Origin of the sequence: Amycolatopsis silviterrae (assembly GCF_042684085.1) — a bacterium.
In the GTDB taxonomy this organism is placed as follows: domain Bacteria; phylum Actinomycetota; class Actinomycetes; order Mycobacteriales; family Pseudonocardiaceae; genus Amycolatopsis; species Amycolatopsis silviterrae.
In genome coordinates this window covers 428,666-448,903 of the sequence record NZ_JBHUKS010000008.1, presented here as the reverse complement: position 1 = coordinate 448,903, position 20,238 = coordinate 428,666, and the positions used below count along the sequence as shown (strand labels likewise).

Below are 20,238 nucleotides of genomic sequence, written 5' to 3'. Positions count from 1 at the left end.
TTGGGGGTGGTTGGCCAGCACAGGATTCCGGTGCCTGCGCAGAGGAATGGCCAGGCGGAGATCACTGGGGTACCTCGATGCTGGGCCGGGTGCTGGGGTGAGTGGCGGCGATGTGGGGCTGGTCGATGCGGCGGGTGGCAGCGACGCGGGGTCGGTTGATGCAGTGCGCGGCCGTGGGGCGGGGCCAGCCGACGCAGGATCGGTTGGCGCAGCACGCGGTGGTGACGCCGAGTTGGTTGACGGGGCGGGCGGTTGCGCGGAGTCGATCGATGCGGCGGGCGGCGGTGCGGTGCGGGCTAGTCATGGGTGGATCCGGGCGTAGTCAGGGCGGTGAAGAGGGAGCGGCGGTTCGTCCAGTGGCCGTCGCGCCAGACGGCGTAGGTTCGTACTTCTCCGTGGTAGCGCTGGAGTACTGCGACTTCCGTCAGGTGGCGGCCGGTGGAGGTTCGGCGCATGTGGAGGATTACGCGGACTGCTGCGGCCAGCTGGCTGTGCAAGGCGTCTCGTGGGAGGCCGCCTAGGGAGGCCAGTGCTTCCAGGCGGGCGGGGGCTTCCGCGGGGGAGTTCGCGTGCAGGGTGCAGGCACCGCCGTCGTGGCCGGTGTTCATGGCGTTCAGCAGGGAGCACACTTCCGCGCCTCGGACTTCGCCGACGATCAAGCGGTCTGGGCGCATGCGGAGGGCTTGGCGGACTAGCTCGGGGAGTTCGACGGCACCGGCGCCTTCTACGTTCGCGGGGCGGGCGACGAGGCTGACGAACTGGGGGTGGGTCGGGCGTAGTTCTCCGGCGTCTTCTACGCAGACGATTCGTTCGGTCGGGGCTACTGCGCCCAGCAGGGCGCTCAGGAGGGTCGTTTTGCCCGCGCCGGTGCCGCCGGTGATGAGGAAGGCCAGGCGGTAGTTGAGGATCGCGTGGAGGATGGGCAAGGCGGTTGTGTGGATGGATCCTTGTGCGTGGAGGGCGGACAGGTCGTGGGTCGCTGGACGCAGGACGCGTAGCGACAGGCAGGTGCCGTTGGCGGCGATGGGCGGCAGGACGGCGTGGACTCGGATTCGGCCTTGGCGGGCGGGGAGCCAGCCGTCTACGTAGGGCTGGGCGTCGTCCAGGCGGCGGCCTGCGGCTAGGGCTAGGCGTTGTGCCAGGCGGCGGACGGCGTCCTCGTTGGGGAAGGCGATCGTCGTTTGAGTCAGGCCGGCGGGGCCGTCGGTCCATACCTGGTCGGGGGCGGTGACTAGGACGTCGGTGACGGTGTCGTCTTCCAGCAGCCCGGCTAGCGGGCCTGCGCCGACGAACTCGTCTCGGGCTTGGCGGACGGCGGCTAGTACTGCGTCGTGGCTCAGGGCACCACCAGCTTCTGCGCGGACGGCTTCGGCTAGGGCGATGGGGTCTGTGCCGCGGCTTTCTCCGGCCAGGCGGTGGCGGACTCGTTCTACGAGGTCGGTCGTCATCTATGCCGCCTGTGCGAGGGGAAGGGGGCGTAGCTCCGCCAGTACCGTGCGGGCGGCGGTGACCAATGAGCCCTTTGACGGCAGGTCGAATTCGCCGGATTCCAAAGTGGCGGCTACTCGGCGTTCGGGGGACACAGCGGCGATCAGGGGCGGGCCGAGCACGCCTGCGGTTTGCGAAGCCGTGACGCCGTCGACGGGGTGTCCACTTGCGACGATTGCGAAACGCTCGGTGTGCGGGCGCAGGTGATTCAGCACCTGTTTCGCTGCCATACAGGCGCGGAATTCCACGGGAACGACCAGCACGACCAGGTCGGCCGCAGCCGCAACGGCGATGGTGCCTTCGTCGAAATGGCGGGGTAAATCGCAGACAACGGTGCGGCCGGCGCGGCTGCCAGCGGAGACCACGGCCGACAGGGCGCGCGGGGTCGGGCCTGCGCCGGAGCGGCCGCAGGACAGTACGGGGAGCTTGCCGCGGCTTGGCAGGGACGCGATCAGCGACGGGACCGAGACGCGGCCAGACAGCCGAACCTCCGGCCAGCGCAAGCCTTTCGTTAGTTCCAGGCCCAGCGGGAGATCCAGTCCGCCGCCTAGGGGATCGCAGTCGACTAGGAGTGCGGAGCCGGTGCGGTCGGCTTCTACCGCGACCGCGGCGGCCAGTACGGAGGTGCCGGAACCGCCTCGGCCGCCTACGAAAGCGATTACTGGGCCTGGAGATTCGGCTGGTGCGTCGGTGACGTCGGCGAACGCGCCGGTGAGGTCGGCTTCGTCGTCGGGCAGGCTGAAGACTCGGCGAGCGCCGAGCGCGGCGGCGCGGCGCCAGGTCTCCAAGCCGGGTGCGCCTTTGCTGACGAGCACGACGTTGTCGCGTGCTGGCATTGGCGGGCTGTCAGCGGCAAGGTCCTCGTCCAGCACCACGAGTGGAGCGCGGGTCCATCGGCCGCGTGCGGCAGCCAGGTCTGGCGCGTGGTCGAACTCGCAGCCGACGACGGCGGCGACGCGGCGGATCTCTTCGAACACGGTGCCCTCGCCTGCGACGACGAGCGGTTGTGCGGTGGCCATGTGCCCCTCCCCTTGGTCTCGTGGGCCGGACTTCCACGGTCACTCCCCGCCGGACCGCGCCGCAATGCCCGCTTTTCCGTCCTGTGGATAACCCGGGGGTTGTGGACAACCGAGCGGCGAAATCGATCCAGAACCGCCGGAGTGTCCGCCCGCCGCGGATAATGCGCGGCCTCGCTCATTCGACCGAGAAAACGATTGCTGCGGAGAACCTCCGGAAAATCAACGCGAAAAAAGTAAATTTGCCGCGCCAGGTCGAAGAACTGGCCATAATCCGGAGAAAATACCGCCAAGGTAAGCGCTCGGTTAACTGATCTCGCTCGTGCAAGTGCACGGTAAACCACTGGAACTGCCCTGGTCAGCTGCGGAAAAAGCAGGTCGCGCGAGGTTTTTCGGAGCATACCTGAAAATTGTTCGCCGACGCGGAAACAGGGAGAATAGAAGGCGGCCCTCGCCAGGGGGGAGGGACGAGGGCCGCCAGGGGTTCAGCCCCGGGGGGTCGGACTGAACCAGCCCGGTTCACGACCGGGTCTGTTCACTGTAACTCCGTTAGCTATGAGTTGGCTGTGTGAGTGACACAAACGATTCGATAACGGCACTCGAGGCCCTAAGCGAGCGGATGTCATCGATTTTCCGGCCGTCGCCACGACCGGTGTGCTGCCAACAACACCGTGCGGTACGCCTATCCTGATCACGTGGCCGAACCCCGCAGCGAAGAAGCACCCCGGCGCGTAGCCGCCTTCTTCGATCTCGACAAGACGATCATCGCGTCGTCCAGCGCGCTCGCGTTCAGCAAGCCGTTGCTGCGCGAAGGACTGATCAACCGTCGCGCGGCGCTGCGAAGTGCTTACGCGCAACTGGTTTTCTCGCTCGCCGGCGCGGACGCGGACAAGACCGAGCGGATGCGCGCCGAGGTTTCCGCGCTGTGCGCGGGCTGGGATGTCGCGCAGGTTTCCGCGATCGTGCGCGAAACATTGCACGACGTAGTCGATCCGCTCGTTTACGTAGAGGCGACCGACCTCATCGCACAGCACCTCGCCGACGGACACGACGTGATCGTGCTTTCCGCGACCGGCGAGGAGGTCGCGGCTCCGGTCGCGGAGATGCTCGGCGCGACCCGGTGCGTCGCCACCCGCATGGAGATCGTCGACGGCCGCTACTCCGGCGAGGTCGATTTCTATTGCTATGGCGAGAACAAAGCCGTCGCCGCGAAGCAGCAAGCCGCCACGTACGGCTACGACCTCGCGGAGTGCTTCGCCTACACCGATTCCAGCACCGACATCCCCCTGCTGGAGGTGGTGGGTCACCCGCACGCGGTGAACCCGGACAAGCTGCTGCGCCGCACCGCCGACGAGCACGGCTGGCCGGTCCTCGCGTTCGAGCGGCCGATGTCGCTTCGTACCCGGATCCCGGCGAAGTCCGCGGGGATGGTCGCGCTCGGCGTGGGCGCGGTGGCGGCGGGCGCGACCTGGTACAGCCTCAGCCGTCGCCGCCGGTCTCGCGGCGGGAACGGCTGACTACCCGCGTGGCGGTACCGAAACTCCGGTTTCCGCAGCTAGGTCCGTTGCTGAGGGTGGTGCTGTCACCGGATCGAGCCTCTGTACCGGTGCACCCGTACGCGCACTTGAAGTGACCGGGCTCACGGCGTAGAAAGTAGGTGCGGACGTTGGTTCGGCCAGGACAGAGGTAGAAGAGAAGCCTCTGTCACCCCGGGCAACCTCCGTGCGCGGACTCCGGGTACCCACGCGCAGCACGCCGCGGGAGGCTCGTCGTCTAGGGACTGCGTACCGGGACGCCGGACGCCGAGTCCATGAAGGTACGACCAGAGTTGCACGCTTGGTCGCCCGAGATGTTCGCGCTGACTGGCGGCGCCCGTTGGCCTCGGCTGACGGGCGCCGCCAGTGTTACTAATGCGACCAAAAGTAGGCCGACCCCCGCGCGGCACGTAACCGTTGCTACGAAGCCATGAGGCCGTGGCTGTGGTCGGATTAGTAACGATCGGCACAGTATGTCCGCGCCTAAGCGCAGCAGGACCGAGCCAGGCTCGAAGAAATCCGCGCGCTGCGAGACGTCCTCCCAGGTGAACCCTCTCGTTCCTGCGCTCGGCCGATGGACAACCCCGTGTCGCGGTGAGTAGCTTCCCGATACCGGTGCTGCCCGGTGGACGCTTCACGACCCGCGTCCTCGCCCGCGGCGGCACGCGACACTGGGAGGCAATTCGTGACGAACCGGCTCGCGCGCACGCGGAGGATGCAGGTGTTCGCCGTTCCCCTCGCGGGGGTGCTCGCCGTCGGAGGGTTGAGTTCCTCGGCCTTCGCGGCGCCGAAACACCCGCAGCAAACACCCCAGCAGACCCCGGCGCAGCTCGACGCCGCCGCGGCGCAGGCGCTGCGCGGCATGAGCCTTGAGGAAAAAGTGGGGCAGCTGTTCGTCACGTGGGTGAACGGCAAGTCCGCGGACGAGGTGAACCCCAAGAACCAAACCGATTTCGGCGTCGACACCGCGGCGCAAGCGGTGCGGAAGTACCACCTCGGCGGCGTCATCTACTTCAACAACACCAGCCGCGACAACTTCGACGACCCCGTGCAGGTCGCGAAGCTGTCCAACGGCCTGCAGCGGGCCGCGCTCTCCAGCGGCGCGCACATCCCGCTGCAGATCGGCACTGACCAGGAGGGCGGCACGGTCACGCGGATGGGCGCGCCGGCCACCGAGTTCTCGAACGCGATGGCCATCGCCGCCGGCCGGGACACCGGCAGCGCGACCAAGGCCGCCACGATCCTCGGCCACGAACTGCGCGCGGTCGGCATCAACCAGGACTACGCGCCGGACGCGGACGTCAACTCCAACCCGGCGAACCCGGTCATCGGCGTCCGCTCGTTCTCCGGACGACCGGACCTGGCCAGCAGTTTCGTGTCCGCGGAGGTCAAGGGCTACCAGGAGTCCGGGCCGGCGAGCCAGACCGTCTCGTCCACCGCGAAGCACTTCCCCGGCCACGGCGACGCGGCGACTGACAGTCACACCGGGTTGCCGAAGATCAACCGCACCGAAGCGGATTGGCGCAAGATCGACGTGCCGCCGTTCAAGGCCGCGATCGCGGCTGGCATCGACTCGATCATGAGCGCGCACATCCAGTTCCCGAGTCTCGACCCGTCCGGCGAGCCGGCGACGCTGTCGAAGCCGATCATCACCGGCAAGCTGCGCGGCGAACTCGGCTACAACGGCGTCGTGATCACCGACTCGCTGGAGATGCAGGGCGTGCGGGAGCTGCACAGCGACGCCGAAATCCCGGTACTGGCGCTGAAAGCCGGCATCGACCAGCTGCTCATGCCGGTGCACCTGGACGTCGCGATCAACGCCGTGATCGCCGCGGTGAAGTCCGGCGACCTGCCGATGCAGCGGATCGACCAGAGCGTGCTGCGCGTGCTGAAGCTCAAGCTCAAGCGCGGAATCCTGTCCTCGCCGTTCAACAATCCTTCGCAGGTGATGAAGAAGGTCGGCACGCCGGAGCACCTGGCCACCGCACAGGGCATCGCCGACCGGTCGATCACCGCGATCGCCAACGACGGCGGGGTGCTGCCGCTCAAGCAGAAGCCGTCGTCGGTGCTGGTCACCGGCTGGGGAGACACCACGACGCAAACGCTTGCCGGCCGTTTCACCGCGCACGGCACGAAGGCGACCGCGCTGGCCACCGGGCAGACGCCGACCGACGCGCAGATCGCCAAGGCCGCCGAAGCCGCGAAGCAGAACGACGTCGTCGTGGTGCTGACCAACAACCTCGGCGGTTTCCCCTTGCAGGGCAAGCTTCTCCAGGCGCTGATGGATACCGGAAAGCCGGTGGTCGCGGTCGCCGCGCAGATTCCGTACGACGCCGGGTACGAGAACCCGGTGCCGACGTGGCTCGCTACTTACGGCTACATCACGCCGTCGCTCGAAGCGCTGGCCAAGGTCGTGCTCGGCGAGACGAAGCCGAGCGGGAAGCTGCCGGTCGACGTCCCGGCCGGGGCGGACGTGCACACCGTCAAATACCCCTTCGGACACGGGCTGACCTGGTGACTCTCAACCGCAGGAACTTCCTGGCCGTTCCCGCGCTCGCGGTACCAGTACTGGCGAGCGGCTCAGCTGCGGCACAAGCAACACAAGCCGCACAACCCGAGCTGGAACGCCGGGCAGTAATCACCGGTGCTGAACGGCTCGCCGCACAGGGCTGGCGTCCGCTCGCCGGACGCAAGCTCGGCGTGCTGTCCAACCCGACGGGCGTGCTCGCCAACGGCGACCACATTGTTGACTCGATGGTCGCGGCGGGCGTACGTCCCGTCGCGGCCTTCGGGCCCGAGCACGGCTTTCGCGGCAGCGCGCAAGCCGGTGGCTCCGAAGGTGACTACACCGACCCGCGCACCGGCATCCCCGTGTACGACGCGTACGGCGCTAACGCCACGAAGCTCGCTTCGCTGTTCCAGAAGGCCGGCCTCGACACTGTCGTCTTCGACATCGCTGACGTCGGCGCGCGCTTCTACACCTACATCTGGTCGCTGTACACGGCGATGGTGGCCGCAGCGAAGGTCAACGCGGCCTTCGTCGTCCTAGACCGGCCAAACCCCATCGGCGGACGGCTGTCCGGCCCCGTGCTGGACCCGAAGTTCTCGTCCGGCGTCGGGCTGAAGCCGATCGCGCAGCAGCACGGCATGACCGTCGGCGAGCTGGCGCGTTTCTTCGCCGCCGAGTTCCTCCCCGGCGAAGGCGTGAAGCTGGCGAAGCTCGAAGTCGTCCAGGTACGCGGCTGGCGACGCGACAGTTTCTTCGCTGACAGCGGTCTGCGTTGGGTCCTGCCGAGCCCGAACATGCCGACGCCGGACACAGCGCTCGTGTACCCCGGCACAGGCATGTTCGAGGGCACTGTGTTCTCCGAAGGACGCGGCACGACCCGGCCGTTCGAGATCATCGGCGCGCCCGGCCTCGACTGGCATTGGCGCGAGGAACTCGAGAAGCTCCACCTGCCCGGCGCAGCGTTCCGCGAGATCTACTTCGTGCCCACCTTCGGCAAGTTCGTGAACGAGCCTTGTGGCGGCGTGCAGGTCACCGTCACCGATCCGCGGGCGTTCGACGCGATCAGCACCACCGTCTCGATGTTCGTGACGGCCAAGCGCGTCGCGCCGGACAAGTTCGGCTGGCGACCGGACCACATGATCGACAAGCTGTCCGGATCCGCGAGGCTGCGCACCATGGTCGACGCCGGCGCCGGGGTCGACGAGATCACCGGCGCGTGGCGCGCCGAACTCGCCGACTTCGCTCGCAGACGCCGTCCCCACCTGATCTATCGCTGAGGAGAGCGGTCATGCGTGCTAGGAAAGTGCTCGTCGCGACGTTGGCCGTCCTAGTCGCGGCCACGACGACCGCGGGAGCAGCCACGATCGACAACCGGCATGGCACCGCCGGGCGCTTTGACCGTCCGCACCACGGGTTCGCACCGGCGAGCACGACGCTGCGCGACGGCAGCCCGCGCGAGGTCAACCTCGATGCGCAGCCGATCCGCGACGCCGAGCAGTTCCTGAAGAGCTGGACGCAGCCGGACGCCAGCGGGCATCCGCACTTCTCCGGCGCGGTCGGCCTGCTCGCGCACGACGGCGTGGTCGTGGACCGCTACGCCGTCGGCGGCGCGCTCCGGTACGCCGATGCCAAGGGCACCGAACTGCCGCCTGACCAGCAGGTTCCGATGCGAAACGACACCATCTTCGACATGGCGTCGATCTCGAAGCTGTTCACCTCGATCGCCGCACTGCAGCTGATCGAGCAGGGCAAGGTGGACGTCAACGCGCCGGTCGTGCGCTATCTGCCGGAGTTCGGCGTCAACGGCAAGCAGGACGTCACCGTGCTGCAGCTCCTCACGCACACCTCCGGCTTCGACGCCGACCCGTCACCGTCGCTCTGGGCGGGCTACCCGGACATCCCGTCGCGGCGCAAGGCGGTGCTCGACAGCCCGCTCAAGAACGCTCCGGGCAGCACGTACCTGTACTCCGACATCAACATGCTCACCCTCGGCTTCCTGATCGAGAAGCTGTCCGGCAAGCCGCTGGACCAGGTCGTGCACGACCGCATCACCGCGCCGCTCGGCATGGTCGACACCGGCTACAACCCGCCCGCGGCGAAGCTGAGCCGGGTCGCCGCGACCGAGTTCGAGACGACCCCGCCGCGCGGCCTCGTGCGCGGTCAGGTGCACGACGAGAACGCCTGGTCGCTCGGCGGCGTCGCCGGGCACGCGGGCGTGTTCTCGACGGCGAGCGACCTCGCCACGCTCTGCCAGGCCATCCTCAACGGCGGCAGCTACCGCGGGCACCGGATCCTGCGGCCGGACACCGTCACGAAGATGCTCACGAACTACAACCAGCGCTTCCCCGGCGACGAACACGGGCTCGGCTTCGAACTCGACCAGCCCTGGTACATGGGCGCGCTGGCGTCGCCGATCAGCGCGGGCCACACCGGCTTCACCGGCACCACGCTCGTCATCGACCCCGAATCGCGCTCGTTCGCCTTGCTGCTCACCAACCGCGTGCACCCCACGCGCACCTGGGGTTCCATCAACACCGCCCGTCAGGTCTGGGCGACCTCGCTCGCGAGGGCCATGGCCGTACGTCCGGTCGAGGGCCGCGACGCCTGGTACGCGGGCCTCGGAAACAACGGTGTCGCTACGCTCAGCACTCAACCGCTTCCAGCGGGTGCGCCACTGCGAGTGTCCTTCGCCGCTTTCGTCGACACAGAGGGCCCGAGCGACCCGCTGCAGCTCGAATCGAGCACCGACGGGGTTAATTGGCAACCTGTTCCGCTTCAGGCCCGTGGCCGGGGCGCACCCGACGACGAGACGCCCGCGCTCAGCGGACACGGGCACCGCTCCTGGTGGCGGGTGTCCGCGGAGGTGCCCGCGGCCGCCGCCACCTCGCTTCGGTGGCGTTACAGCACCGATCCGAATTACTCAGGACGGGGAGTTTCCCTCGATAGTGTGAAAGTCACCCAACGCGGCCACGTCGTTCTCGATGGTGAGCGAAACCCCTCGGAACTGGCCTCTTCCGGCTGGAAATTGAGCGCTCGGTAGGCACCCCGCCGCGCATTGCCACCATTGTGTCCCCACTCAGTGGAACAAACTCCTTCGCTAGACACACTTAGTTGCCAAGTCGTTAGCTTGACCTCGTTAACGCGGTGGACCCGGTTGGCGACTTTCTTGACAACGATTAATCGCAAACCGAAGTCCGCAGACACGGACGGGTTGTGGTTCTGCCGAAGGATGTGGGTAGCCTTGTCGCAAATGCCAACGGTTAGTAACTTTCCGACGGCGGATGATGCGGGATCCGTAATCAGCAGCGCACCCTCCGAGCACCTCGCAGGTCAGACGGCGGTACGCGACGCGGATGCGAGCCCCCTGGTCCGCATTCGCTCGCTGCTGCCCGGACTCGCCCGGGCCGAGCAGCGTGTCGCGAAGGTCGTCCTCGAGGACCCGGCCGCCGTCGCACGCCGCAGCATCACCGAGGTCGCGCTCGCCGCGAACACCTCCGAGACCACCGTCACGCGCTTCTGCAAGGCCGTCGGGGTCGGCGGCTACCCGCAGCTGCGCATCGCGCTCGCCGCGGACACCGCCCGCACCGAGGCGCGCACCTCGCGCAACCTCGGCGGCGAGATCGGCCCTGGCGACGACCTGGCGTCCGTCATCGGCAAGGTCAGCTTCGCCGACGCGCGCGCCGTCGAAGAGACCGCCGACCAGCTCGACGTCGCCTCGCTGCAGAGCGTGATCGACCTCGTCGCCGAAGCAGGCCGGGTCGACGTGTACGGCGTGGGCGCAAGCGCTTTCGTCGCCGCTGACCTGCAGCAGAAGCTGCACCGGATCGGCCGGGTCAGCTTCTCCTGGTCGGACACGCACATCATGCTCACCTCGGCCGCCGTGCTGAAGCCGGGCGACGTCGCGATCGGCGTCTCGCACACCGGCGCGACCACGGACACCGTCGAGGCGCTGCGAGTCGCGCGCGAGCACGGCGCGGTGACCGTCGCGGTGACGAACTTCCCGCGTTCGCCGATCACCGAGGTCGCCGACCACGTGCTCACCACGGCGGCCCGCGAAACGACCTTCCGGTCGGGGGCGACGGCAAGCCGGATCGCCCAGCTGACCGTGATCGACTGCCTCTTCATCGGCGTGGCACAGCGGCACATGGAGGAGTCGGTCAGCGCGCTCGACGCGACGAGGGACGCGGTCGGCTCCCACCGGCTCGGGGTCAGACCCGACGGGCGCCGTCGTCCGAGGGAAACCGGCAAGTGAACCAAGAAGCGAGGATCTGATGTCCGTCCCCTGCCAGACGGTGCACGTCGATTCGCCCACCGAACAACGAAACCCGCGCACGGTCGACATCGACCTGATGTCCACCATGGGGATCCTCGGCGCGATCAACGCCGAGGACCGCCGGGTGCCGGACGCCGTGGCCGCGGTGCTGCCGCAGCTGGCCCGTGCGGTCGACTACGCGGTCGAGGCACTGCGCGGCGGGGGGCGCGTGCATTACGTCGGCGCGGGCACCTCGGGCCGCCTCGCGACGCTGGACGCGGCCGAGCTGGTACCGACGTTCAACGTGCCCGGCGACTGGTTCGTCGCGCACCACGCCGGTGGTGAGAAGGCGCTGCGGCAGGCCGTCGAGAACGCTGAGGACGACGAGGACGCCGGTGCGGCGGAGATCGCCGGCTCGGTGCGGCCGGGCGATTTCGTGCTCGGGCTCGCCGCTTCCGGGCGCACGCCGTACGTGCTCGGCGCGCTCGCCGAAGCCAGCCGGATCGGCGCGCACACCGGGCTCGTTTCGGCGAACCCGCGTGCCGCGAAGCCGTCCGGCGTGGACGTGCTGATCGCCGTCGCCACCGGTCCCGAGGCCATCGCGGGCTCGACCCGGATGAAGGCGGGCACCGCGCAGAAGCTGATCCTCACCGCCTTCTCCAGCGCGACGATGATCAAGCTGGGCAAGACGTACTCGAACCTGATGGTGAGCATGCGCGCGACGAACGCGAAGCTGCGCGGCCGCACCATCCGGATCCTGCAGGAGGCCACCGGCATGACCATGGCCGACTGCTCGGACGCGCTCACCGAGTCCGGCGGCGACCTGAAGGTGGCGCTCGTGCACCTGCTGTCCGGCAGCGACGTCACCCGCTCCGCCGAGGCGCTGTCCGCGTCCGGCGGGCACGTGCGCAAGGCGCTCGACTCACTGCACCTGCGCGCCGGCTGAGCTTTACTGGATTGTCCGTGAAGGGCTCCTTGAGGGAATCTGATTCCCTGAAGGAGCCCTTCACGGCTTTCGGCGAGCGAGAGGACGGCGATGACGCAGCGGTTCACTCGCGGCGACCGGTGGTCGATCGGCGGCATGGCGGCCGTGATCCTGCTGCTCAACCTCGTCGGCTGGGGCCTGCTAGCGCTGGTCATCGCGCCGCGGCACTACGCGCTCGGCGCGGGCGGCACGTTCGGCATCGGCCTCGGCGTCACCGCGTTCACGCTCGGCATGCGGCACGCCTTCGACGCCGACCACATCGCCGCCATCGACAACACCACGCGCAAGCTGATGTCCGACGGGCAGCGTCCGCTGTCGGTCGGATTCTGGTTCTCCCTCGGGCATTCGACGATCGTGTTCGCGTTGTGCCTGCTGCTGTCGATGGGCGTGCGCGCGATCGCCGGGCAACTGGAGGACGACGGGTCCGCGCTGCACGAGACGACCGGGCTGATCGGCACGTCGGTGTCCGGGATTTTCCTGTACCTCATCGCGATCATGAACCTCGTCGTGCTCGTCGGGATCGCCCGCGTGTTCGCCCGGATGCGCCGCGGCGAACTCGACGAGGCCGAACTGGAACGCCATCTCGACAACCGCGGCCTGATGAACCGGCTGTTGCGCGGGGCCACGAAAGCGGTGCGGAAGCCGTGGCACATCTATCCGGTCGGAGTCCTTTTCGGACTCGGCTTCGACACCGCGACGGAAATCGGACTGCTCGTGCTCGCCGCGGGCGCGGCCGCGTTCTCCTTGCCCTGGTACGCGATTCTCGTGCTGCCGATCCTGTTCGCCGCCGGGATGAGCCTGTTCGACGCCGCCGACGGCGTGCTGATGAACTACGCCTACGGCTGGGCTTTTTCCCGGCCGATCCGAAAGATTTATTACAACCTCACGGTCACCGCGCTTTCCGTAGCGGTCGCGCTCGGCATCGGGACCATCGAGCTGGTGACACTGCTCGCCGAGAAGCTCGACATCACCTCCGGGCCGCTCGCGGCGATCGCCTCGGTGAACCTGGACTACGTGGGCTTCGCGATCGTCGGGCTCTTCGCCGTCACCTGGATGGCCGCGTTCGCGATCTGGAAATTCGGGAGAATAGAGGAGAAGTGGGCCGCGCGGCTGGGTACCGCCGACTGACGCTGGAGGGGGCACTGTGAAAGGACAAGCGCTGATACTGGCGCGGGCGTTGTCACTTGTGTTCCGCCGCCGGATCGACGTGCCGCCGGGCGATGCCGCGATCCACTACAGCCGCGGCATCCGCCCGCTGTTCTGGGTGATGCTGGCGGTCAACCCGGTCGACATCGTGCTGGTCGAGGTCGTGGTGAAGTCGGTGCCGGTGCGGATCGCGTTGCTGGTGCTGGAAATCCTCGGCGCACTCGCGTTCTTGGCCCTCGTCGCGACGCTCTACAAGTACCCGCACTCGGTCGGCAAGGACGAGCTGCGGGTGCGGTATCTGTCCTCTTTCGACTGTCGGATTCCGTTGGCCAGCATCGATTCCGTCCGGCAGGTGAGCCGGTCGCTGCGAACCCGGGGCACCGTCAGCGTGCCCGAAGACGGGGTGCTGGCAGTGGGAATCAGCCAGTCGACCAACCTCTCGGTCGCGCTCCGCGAACCGCTGCTGGTCGATCTCGGCCGCAAGGGCACCGTCGAAATTACACAGCTCGACTTCTGGGCCGATGAACCGCGGGACGCCGTCGCGGCGATCCGGGAGCGGCTGCCCGCCAGCGTGTAAAGCTGCCGGAAGCGACGGCGGATCCCCATGCCATCGCTCCCGGCAACACCCCCAGTGCGCCTCAGAACGATCCGACTGGCTGGCGGATCGCGGCGTTGAGCCGGTTCCACACGTTGATCCCGGCGATGGACAGCAGCAGCGACGAAAGCTCCTTCTCGTCGTAGACGTCCGCGGCGGCGTCCCAGACCTCGTCCGGGACCGGGTCCGTCCGGTCGGCCAGCCGGGTCACGCACTCGGCCAGCTCCAGCGCCGCGCGCTCGGCGTCGGTGAAGTACGGCGATTCGCGCCACGCGCCGACGCCCCAGATCCGCTCGTCCTTCTCGCCTGCTTCCCGCATCTCCCGCGCGTGCATGTCGACGCACACGCTGCAGCCGTTGATCTGGCTCACCCGCAGGTGGATCAGGTGGTGCGTGGTCGCGGGGACCGTGCTGTCGTTCGTGGCCTTGCTCAGCGCCATCAGCGCCTTCATCGCGTCCGGCTGCACCTGGATCGGGTGGGTCATCCGTGCCTGCATGGTGCTCTCCTCCTGTCACGTCCGCCTCGTTCGGCGGGTCTTGCTGGTAGGACCCGGCCCAAGGAGAAGATGTGACAGTGCGGGACGAAAAACAGGACGAGAATTTTTGGGCGGCTCAGTTCGAGGAGCATCGGCCCAGGTTGCGGGCGGTGGCGTACCGGATGCTCGGTTCGTTCGCCGAGGCCGACGACGCCATCCAGGAGACCTGGCTGCGGGTGACGCGATCGTCTGGAGAGGACATTCGCAACACCGGCAGCTGGCTGACGACGATCGTGTCGCGGCAATGCCTCAACATGCTGCGCTCGCGCGCGACCCGGCGCGAGGACCCGCTGGACATCCGGGTGCCGGACCCGGTCGTGGAGACCGGGGACGGCGTTGATCCGGCGGAGCAGGAGGTCCTCGCGGACTCGGTCGGGCTCGCGCTGCTGGTAGTGCTGGAGGCGCTCGACCCGGCGGAACGGCTCGCCTTCGTCCTGCACGACATGTTCGCCGTGCCGTTCGACGAGATCGCGACGATGCTCGACAAGAACACCGCCGCGGTCCGGCAGCTGGCGAGCCGGGCGCGGCGCCGCGTGCAGGGCGCGACGCCGGCCGGTCCGCCGAACCGCGCCCAGCAGCGGCAGATCGCGGACGCCTGGCTCACCGCCGCGCGCGGCGGCAACTTCGAGGGGCTCGTCGCGCTACTGCACCCGGACGCGCTGCTGCGCGTCGACACCGGCGGGCTCGACTCGAAGGTCGTGCGCGGTGCGGCCGAGGTCGCGGGCAGCGCTTCGCAGTTCCGTCCGGTCGGGCTGGTGTCGCAGTACGCGACGGTCAACGGCGGCCCGGGCATCGTCGCCCTGCGCGACGGGAAGCCGGTTTCGGTGCTGTCGTTCACCGTGTCCGACGGGCTCATCACGGAGATCAACATCCTCGCCGACGCCGAGCGGGTCGCGGCGCTGAACTTCTGAGGTCAGCCGAGCCGGTCCAGGGCAGCTACCGCTTCGGCGGGCAGCTGCACCTGGCCGGCGGCGAGGTTCTCGGCGAGATGCGCCGGGGTCGCCGTGCCCGCGATCAGCAAGGTGCTGTCGTAGCGCTGCAGTAGCCAGGCCAGCGCGACCTGCGCCGGGGTACAGCCGAGTTCGGCCGCGATGCCGGTCACGACCGGGTTCCCGGTTACGTCCTGGCCCAGGTCGAACGCGGACCCCAGCGGGAAGTACGGCACCCAGGCGATCTCGTGTTCCCGGCACAGCTCCAGCACTGGTTCGGTGGCGCGGGCGAGCAGGTTGTAGGAGTTCTGCACGCAGACGATGCCGACCGGCAGCGCGTGCCGGAGCTGGTCGGCGGAGACGTTGCTGAGCCCGATTTCGGCGATCTTTCCCGCGTCGCGCAGGGAAATCAGCTCGGCTAGCTGGTCGTCGATGTCGACGAGCTGGTCGCCTTCCGCGATCAGGCCGGGCCCGGCGTCCGCACGCCGCAGGTTGACCACGTCGAGCCGGTCGACGCCGAGGGCGGTGAGGTTGGCCTCGACCTGCGCCCTCAGCTGCCGCGGTTGTTGCGCGAGCTGCAGCCCTTGCGGGGCTTCCTCGGCACCGACCTTGGTCACCACGACCAGGTCGTCCGGGTAGGGCGAGAACGCTTCGCGGATCAGGTCGTTGCATCGGCCGTCGCTGTAGAACTGGGCCGTGTCCAGGTGGTTCACGCCCGCGCGGGCCGCGGAACGCAGCAGTTCGACCTGGTCAGCGCGGTCGGTGCCGGGGCGGCCGAGCTGCATCACGCCGTAGCCGATCCGCGCGACCTGATGGCCGGCGAGCTTCGCGGTGCCGCCTGGAGCTGGGGTTGCCGTCATGAGGAAAGACTCCTGCCGTGGCATAGTGGACATTGATGCGGAGGCGCCTCCGGATCACCACCGTAGCAGAAACGGAGGGTCCTCCGCTTTGTCGAGCCCGAAGAAGCCGCGCGCGGACGCTGAACGCAACCGCGCTCGCCTGCTCACTGCTGCCCGCGAAGCGTTCGGCGAAGGCGACGAGCCCGTCACGCTGGAGCGAGTCGCGCGCGAAGCGGGTGTCGGCATTGGCACGCTCTACCGCCACTTCCCTACTCGCGAAGCGCTCGTGGAGGCGCTGTACCGCGACGAGTTGGCACAGGTCGTCGCGAGTGCGCCGAAGCTGCTTGCTACCGAGAAGCCGCTTCGCGCGCTACGTCGGTGGATGGACCGCTTCGCCGAGTACGCGAGCACGAAACACGACATGGCCGACACACTGCGCGCGATCATCGAGGCGGGCACGGTCGACATGACGCAGGTCCGCGCGGAGCTGACCGAGGCTGTGCAGCTGATCATGGACGCGGGCGTCGAGGACGGGACGCTTCGGGCGGACGTTCGGGCGCAGGACATTGTCGTGACCGTGGTCGGCGCGTGCAGCATGCGGACGCTGCCGGGCGGGCCGGAGCAGCTGAATCGGATGCTTGACCTGATCCTCGCCGGAGTGCGTCAGCCGCCGAGCTGATGCACCCGCAACGCAAGCTGAATCTCCAACGACCGCTCCGGCGCACGCCAATCCTCGCCGAGCAGCACGGCGAGGCGTTCCATCCGCTGCGCCACCGTATTGACGTGGACGTGCAGGGTTTCCTTTGCCCGCGCCAAATTCCCGCCAGCCGCGTAGTACGCACGCAGCGTGCCGATGAGGTCGGTGCCGCGCCGGTCGTCGTAGTCGAGGACGGGGCCGAGGGTCGCCCTGACGTACCCGGACAGGTCGGAATGGCGGCCGAGCAAGACGCCGAGGAACCCGAGATCGGCCATCGCCGCGCCGTCGCCTTCGCGGCCAAGTGCGAGCAGCGTATTAACGCATCGAACAGCTTCAGTGTACGCCTGCGCCAACGCTTCCGGCCCGTTCGCCGGGCCAGCCGCGCCGACGGTCACCAGACAGTCCACAACGGACTTAAGCTCAGCAGCGATCCGTGCCGCCGCAGGCTGATCCGGTGCGAGCGCGACGACTTGCTCGGCGTGAACACCGACTAGATCGCCATACCGCGCACAAGCGGCAGCGAGTCCGCGCCGGGAAATGCCAGAAGCGTGCGCGACCAAAACCACGTGCGGTGCCGACAAATCGACCCCCAACCGGCGTGCGCGAGCGACCAACGCACCTGGGTTTCGAGTGGGCGCGGTAAGCAGGTCCGTCAGCAACTCGCCGCGTACCTGGTCCTCGGCTTGGGCCACGGAACGACGCAGCAGCAACAACAATGCCGTGACCACCGCGGCTCGTTCGAAGAGCCGACGGTCGTCTCCAGCCAGCTCCGGCCGTCCGGACAACGTCAGGCTGCCGAGCAATTCCCGGCCCGCGCGCACCGCACAGACCCAAACGTCCGTTGTAGACACCGCGCGGCCGTTGGCGTGCGACGAAGCCACGGCAGCCGCGTCGAAAGCCATCTCGGTACCGGCCAGCAACCCGCCTTCCTCGTCGTGCACGGCGATCGAACCGCGCAGCACTCCGGCCACTTCCGCGGCCACCGCAGGCAGATCCGCGCCGCCGAGTACGAGGTCCATCAGCCGGTCGTGCGCGTCGTCGGCTCGGCGCATCGTCGCGTTGGCCGCGTTCAACTCCGCGGCGGCGGAACGTGTTTCGTCCAGCAGATGCGCGGTGTCCAACGCGATCGCGGCATGCGCGGCCAACGACGACAACAGCGCGACCTCCGCGGTCGAGAACGCCCGCGACGCCCGGTCGGACGCGTACAGCACGCCCAGCACCTTGCCGCCAATCGCCAGCGGCACGCCAAGAATCGCCTTGAGCCCTTCCTCGCGCACCCCCGCGTCGATCGGGTTCGTGTGCCGGAATCGCTCGTCCTCGAAGTAGTCCGCGGTCGCGTACGGACGCGCGGTTTGCGCCACGAGCCCGCCGAGGCCTTCGCCCATGCCGAGCACAATCTGTTGGAACAGCGCGGAAACCGAACCGTCAGTGACCCGGATGTACGTCTCGCCGTTCGCCTCGTCGTTGAGGCTGAGGTACGAAACGTCCACGCCCAGCAGCGTCCGGGCGCGCCGGACGATCGACCGGAGCACCGCATCCGGATCGCGCAGCCGGGCCAGGTCGCTCGCGGTGTCGAACAACGCGGTCAGCTCGGCTTCCCGCCGCCGGTGTTCGCTGAGCGTCTCGCGGATCCGCAACGCCAGCTCGGTCGCCGAACCGATCGCGGCGGACTGTTCCGCGGACAGACCCCGGGCGGCGACGTGCGCCAGCTGCTCACTGCTCGCTCCGGCGGCGAGCAGTTCGAGCAGCCGGCGATACGCCTCGGCGGTGGGGTCCACGCCCGTCATGCTGTCATTGAAGCCTGCCGTTCGGCGGACGTCTCGTGCAACGACTCGCCGCGCGTCTCCCGCGCGCCGAGCAGCGCGACCAGCGACAACAGGCACATCGCGACGACGTAGAGCGAGATCGGCACCGTGGAGTGGTACGCCTCGAACAGCGCCACCGCGATCAACGGCGCGACCGCCCCGGCCGCGATGGACGACAGCTGGCCGCCGACCGAAAGCCCGGTGTAGCGAACCCGCGTCGGGAACTGCTCGGCGAAGAACGCCGCCTGCGGGCCGTACATCGCGCCGTGCACGACGAGCCCGACCACCGCCGCGCCGATCACCGAACCGGTGGTGCGAAGGTCGAGCAGCCAGAAGAAGCCGAACGACCATGCCGCCATCCCGACCACGCCGAACAGGTACACCGGCCGCCGACCGATCTTGTCGGACAGCAGTCCCCACAAGGGAATCGTCACGAAGTGGACCGCTGAGGCGACCAGCACCGCGGTGAGACCAGTCGCCTTCGGCAGCCCGAGCCCGGTCGTCACGTACACGAGAATGAACGCAGTGATCACGTAGTAGGACACGTTTTCCGCGATCCGCGCGCCGAACGTCACGGCCAGCGCCCGGAAATGCCCGCGGAACACGTCGACAATCGGTGCCTGCTCCCGTTCGTCTGCGGCCGCCTTCGCCGCGAGGAACACCGGCGATTCCGAGACCGCCAGCCGGATCCACAGGCCGATCACCACCAGCACGCCGGACAGCAGGAACGGCACGCGCCAGCCCCAAGCCTGGAAAGTCGCGTCCGACTGAGCCGACGCCAGGATCGCGAGCACCGCCGTGGCCAGCAGATTCCCGGCCGGAACGCCGGTCTGCGGCCAGGAGGCCCAGAACCCGCGCCGCCGGTCGTCTCCGTGCTCGGAAACCAGCAGCACCGCCCCGCCCCACTCGCCGCCGAGGGCGAAGCCCTGGATCAGCCGCAGCAGCGTCAACAGGATCGGGGCGAGCACGCCGACCGCGCTGTAGGTGGGCAGCAGACCCATCGCGAACGTCGAGCCGCCCATCATCAGCAGGCTCACGACCAGCAGTTTCTTGCGTCCGATCCGGTCGCCGAAGTGCCCGAACACGAGTCCTCCGATCGGCCTCGCGAGAAAGCCGACCGCGTAGGTGAGCAACGCCAGCAGGGTGCCGGTGAGCGGATCGGCGGACGGGAAGAACAGCTTGTTGAAGACCAGCGCGGCGGCCGAGGTGTAGAGAAAGAAGTCGTACCACTCGATGGTGGTTCCGATCAGCCCGGCTCCGACGACGCGCAGCAGCTTTTTGTCCATAGTGGACTCCACTCCGTTGTGGGGAAAGGGGATTCAGCCAGCGGTCCAGCCGCCGTCAACGGGAAGCGACGCGCCGGTGACGTGCCCGGCGGACTCGCCGCACAGCCACACCACGAGATCGGCGACGTCCTCGGGTTCGATCAGCCGCTTGATCGCGGCCCGGCGCAACAGAACCTGCTCCAGCACTTCCTCCGGCGACACCCCGTGTTCGGCCGCCTGCGCCGCTAGCTGGCCGGTGACGAGCGGAGTACGGACGTAGCCGGGGTTCACGCAGTTGCTGGTCACGCCGTGCTCCGCGGCTTCGAGAGCGACCACTTTGGACAGACCCTCAAGCGCGTGTTTCGCGGTGACGTAAGCGGCTTTGTACGGACTCGCCCGCACACCGTGCACGCTGGACATGTTCACGATCCGCCCCCACCCGCGCGCGTACATCGCGGGCAAACACCGGCGGATCAACAGAAACGGCGCGGTCACCATCAACGACTGGATGAAGGTGAACCGCTCCGGCGGAAACTCCGGCAGTGGAGCCACGTGCTGGACGCCCGCGTTGTTGACGAGCACATCGACATCCGCGGGGAGCGTCTCCAGCGCCGCCGGGTCGGTCAGATCCACCCCGTGCGC

The 20,238-nt window shown here is 68.4% G+C and carries 17 protein-coding genes; 10 read left to right on the top strand and 7 right to left on the bottom strand.

Annotation, left to right across the window (positions count from 1 at the left end):
• Positions 1–296: 296 nt before the first annotated feature.
• Both ACFSVL_RS14125 and ssd read right to left on the bottom strand, forming a co-directional pair.
• The gene (locus ACFSVL_RS14125) at positions 297–1,448 is read right to left on the bottom strand and encodes a TadA family conjugal transfer-associated ATPase (RefSeq protein WP_378304142.1); all 1,152 of its coding nucleotides are present in this window, start codon (positions 1,446–1,448) and stop codon (positions 297–299) included.
• On the bottom strand, positions 1,449–2,507 hold the full coding sequence (gene ssd, locus ACFSVL_RS14120) for a septum site-determining protein Ssd (RefSeq protein WP_378304140.1): 1,059 nt from the start codon (positions 2,505–2,507) through the stop codon (positions 1,449–1,451). It abuts the gene before it with no gap.
• A gap of 692 nt (positions 2,508–3,199) precedes the next feature.
• Here ssd and ACFSVL_RS14115 point away from each other — a divergent pair.
• From ACFSVL_RS14115 to ACFSVL_RS14080, 8 genes are all read left to right on the top strand, one after another.
• Positions 3,200–4,021 (top strand): HAD family hydrolase, encoded by an 822-nt coding sequence (locus ACFSVL_RS14115; RefSeq protein ID WP_378304138.1) that lies wholly within the window; start codon positions 3,200–3,202, stop codon positions 4,019–4,021.
• 733 nt (positions 4,022–4,754) lie between these two features.
• Positions 4,755–6,557 carry a glycoside hydrolase family 3 protein gene (locus ACFSVL_RS14110; protein WP_378304279.1) on the top strand — a complete coding sequence of 601 codons (1,803 nt, stop codon included), beginning with the start codon at positions 4,755–4,757 and terminating at the stop codon, positions 6,555–6,557.
• On the top strand, positions 6,554–7,825 hold the full coding sequence (locus tag ACFSVL_RS14105) for an exo-beta-N-acetylmuramidase NamZ family protein (RefSeq protein ID WP_378304136.1): 1,272 nt from the start codon (positions 6,554–6,556) through the stop codon (positions 7,823–7,825). Before ACFSVL_RS14110 ends, ACFSVL_RS14105 begins: the two co-directional genes overlap by 4 nt.
• 11 nt (positions 7,826–7,836) lie before the next feature.
• Complete coding sequence (locus ACFSVL_RS14100; RefSeq protein ID WP_378304134.1) at positions 7,837–9,588, top strand: serine hydrolase; 1,752 nt, start codon at positions 7,837–7,839, stop codon at positions 9,586–9,588.
• 210 nt (positions 9,589–9,798) lie between these two features.
• A complete protein-coding gene (locus tag ACFSVL_RS14095; protein WP_378304132.1) occupies positions 9,799–10,800 on the top strand; it encodes a MurR/RpiR family transcriptional regulator in 1,002 nt (333 codons plus the stop codon).
• A gap of 16 nt (positions 10,801–10,816) precedes the next feature.
• Positions 10,817–11,746, top strand: a complete 930-nt coding sequence (locus tag ACFSVL_RS14090; RefSeq protein WP_378304277.1) for an N-acetylmuramic acid 6-phosphate etherase — start codon at positions 10,817–10,819, stop codon at positions 11,744–11,746.
• A 90-nt stretch (positions 11,747–11,836) separates the two neighbouring features.
• The gene (locus ACFSVL_RS14085; RefSeq protein WP_378304130.1) at positions 11,837–12,913 is read left to right on the top strand and encodes a HoxN/HupN/NixA family nickel/cobalt transporter; all 1,077 of its coding nucleotides are present in this window, start codon (positions 11,837–11,839) and stop codon (positions 12,911–12,913) included.
• 16 nt (positions 12,914–12,929) lie between these two features.
• A complete protein-coding gene (locus tag ACFSVL_RS14080; protein ID WP_378304129.1) occupies positions 12,930–13,508 on the top strand; it encodes a hypothetical protein in 579 nt (192 codons plus the stop codon).
• A gap of 61 nt (positions 13,509–13,569) precedes the next feature.
• Here ACFSVL_RS14080 and ACFSVL_RS14075 read toward each other — a convergent pair whose 3' ends face one another.
• The gene (locus ACFSVL_RS14075) at positions 13,570–14,022 is read right to left on the bottom strand and encodes a carboxymuconolactone decarboxylase family protein (protein WP_378304127.1); all 453 of its coding nucleotides are present in this window, start codon (positions 14,020–14,022) and stop codon (positions 13,570–13,572) included.
• A gap of 71 nt (positions 14,023–14,093) precedes the next feature.
• Here ACFSVL_RS14075 and ACFSVL_RS14070 point away from each other — a divergent pair, with 71 nt between their 5' ends.
• Positions 14,094–14,972, top strand: a complete 879-nt coding sequence (locus tag ACFSVL_RS14070; RefSeq protein ID WP_378304125.1) for a sigma-70 family RNA polymerase sigma factor — start codon at positions 14,094–14,096, stop codon at positions 14,970–14,972.
• A gap of 2 nt (positions 14,973–14,974) precedes the next feature.
• On the opposite strand, the gene ACFSVL_RS14065 is transcribed toward ACFSVL_RS14070, so the two are convergent.
• Positions 14,975–15,850, bottom strand: a complete 876-nt coding sequence (locus ACFSVL_RS14065; RefSeq protein ID WP_378304123.1) for an aldo/keto reductase — start codon at positions 15,848–15,850, stop codon at positions 14,975–14,977.
• A gap of 88 nt (positions 15,851–15,938) precedes the next feature.
• On the opposite strand from ACFSVL_RS14065, the gene ACFSVL_RS14060 reads away from it, so the two are divergent.
• A complete protein-coding gene (locus ACFSVL_RS14060) occupies positions 15,939–16,508 on the top strand; it encodes a TetR/AcrR family transcriptional regulator (RefSeq protein ID WP_378304121.1) in 570 nt (189 codons plus the stop codon).
• Here ACFSVL_RS14060 and ACFSVL_RS14055 read toward each other — a convergent pair.
• The 3 genes from ACFSVL_RS14055 to ACFSVL_RS14045 form a co-directional block, all read right to left on the bottom strand.
• Complete coding sequence (locus ACFSVL_RS14055; protein WP_378304120.1) at positions 16,493–18,313, bottom strand: helix-turn-helix domain-containing protein; 1,821 nt, start codon at positions 18,311–18,313, stop codon at positions 16,493–16,495. The two genes, ACFSVL_RS14060 and ACFSVL_RS14055, sit on opposite strands and share 16 nt — an antisense overlap.
• On the bottom strand, positions 18,310–19,617 hold the full coding sequence (locus tag ACFSVL_RS14050; protein WP_378304118.1) for an MFS transporter: 1,308 nt from the start codon (positions 19,615–19,617) through the stop codon (positions 18,310–18,312). Before ACFSVL_RS14050 ends, ACFSVL_RS14055 begins: the two co-directional genes overlap by 4 nt.
• A gap of 33 nt (positions 19,618–19,650) precedes the next feature.
• Positions 19,651–20,238: SDR family oxidoreductase (locus ACFSVL_RS14045; protein WP_378304116.1), on the bottom strand; the 588-nt coding region annotated here is incomplete at its 5' end.

Coding starts and splice junctions, on each gene's coding strand:
- ACFSVL_RS14125 (WP_378304142.1), bottom strand. CDS start 1,448: ATGACGACCGACCTCGTAGAACGAGTCCGCCACCGCCTGGCCGGAGAA.
- ssd (WP_378304140.1), bottom strand. CDS start 2,507: ATGGCCACCGCACAACCGCTCGTCGTCGCAGGCGAGGGCACCGTGTTC.
- ACFSVL_RS14110 (WP_378304279.1), top strand. CDS start 4,755: ATGCAGGTGTTCGCCGTTCCCCTCGCGGGGGTGCTCGCCGTCGGAGGG.
- ACFSVL_RS14100 (WP_378304134.1), top strand. CDS start 7,837: ATGCGTGCTAGGAAAGTGCTCGTCGCGACGTTGGCCGTCCTAGTCGCG.
- ACFSVL_RS14095 (WP_378304132.1), top strand. CDS start 9,799: ATGCCAACGGTTAGTAACTTTCCGACGGCGGATGATGCGGGATCCGTA.
- ACFSVL_RS14085 (WP_378304130.1), top strand. CDS start 11,837: ATGACGCAGCGGTTCACTCGCGGCGACCGGTGGTCGATCGGCGGCATG.
- ACFSVL_RS14075 (WP_378304127.1), bottom strand. CDS start 14,022: ATGCAGGCACGGATGACCCACCCGATCCAGGTGCAGCCGGACGCGATG.
- ACFSVL_RS14065 (WP_378304123.1), bottom strand. CDS start 15,850: ATGACGGCAACCCCAGCTCCAGGCGGCACCGCGAAGCTCGCCGGCCAT.
- ACFSVL_RS14055 (WP_378304120.1), bottom strand. CDS start 18,313: ATGACGGGCGTGGACCCCACCGCCGAGGCGTATCGCCGGCTGCTCGAA.
- ACFSVL_RS14050 (WP_378304118.1), bottom strand. CDS start 19,617: ATGGACAAAAAGCTGCTGCGCGTCGTCGGAGCCGGGCTGATCGGAACC.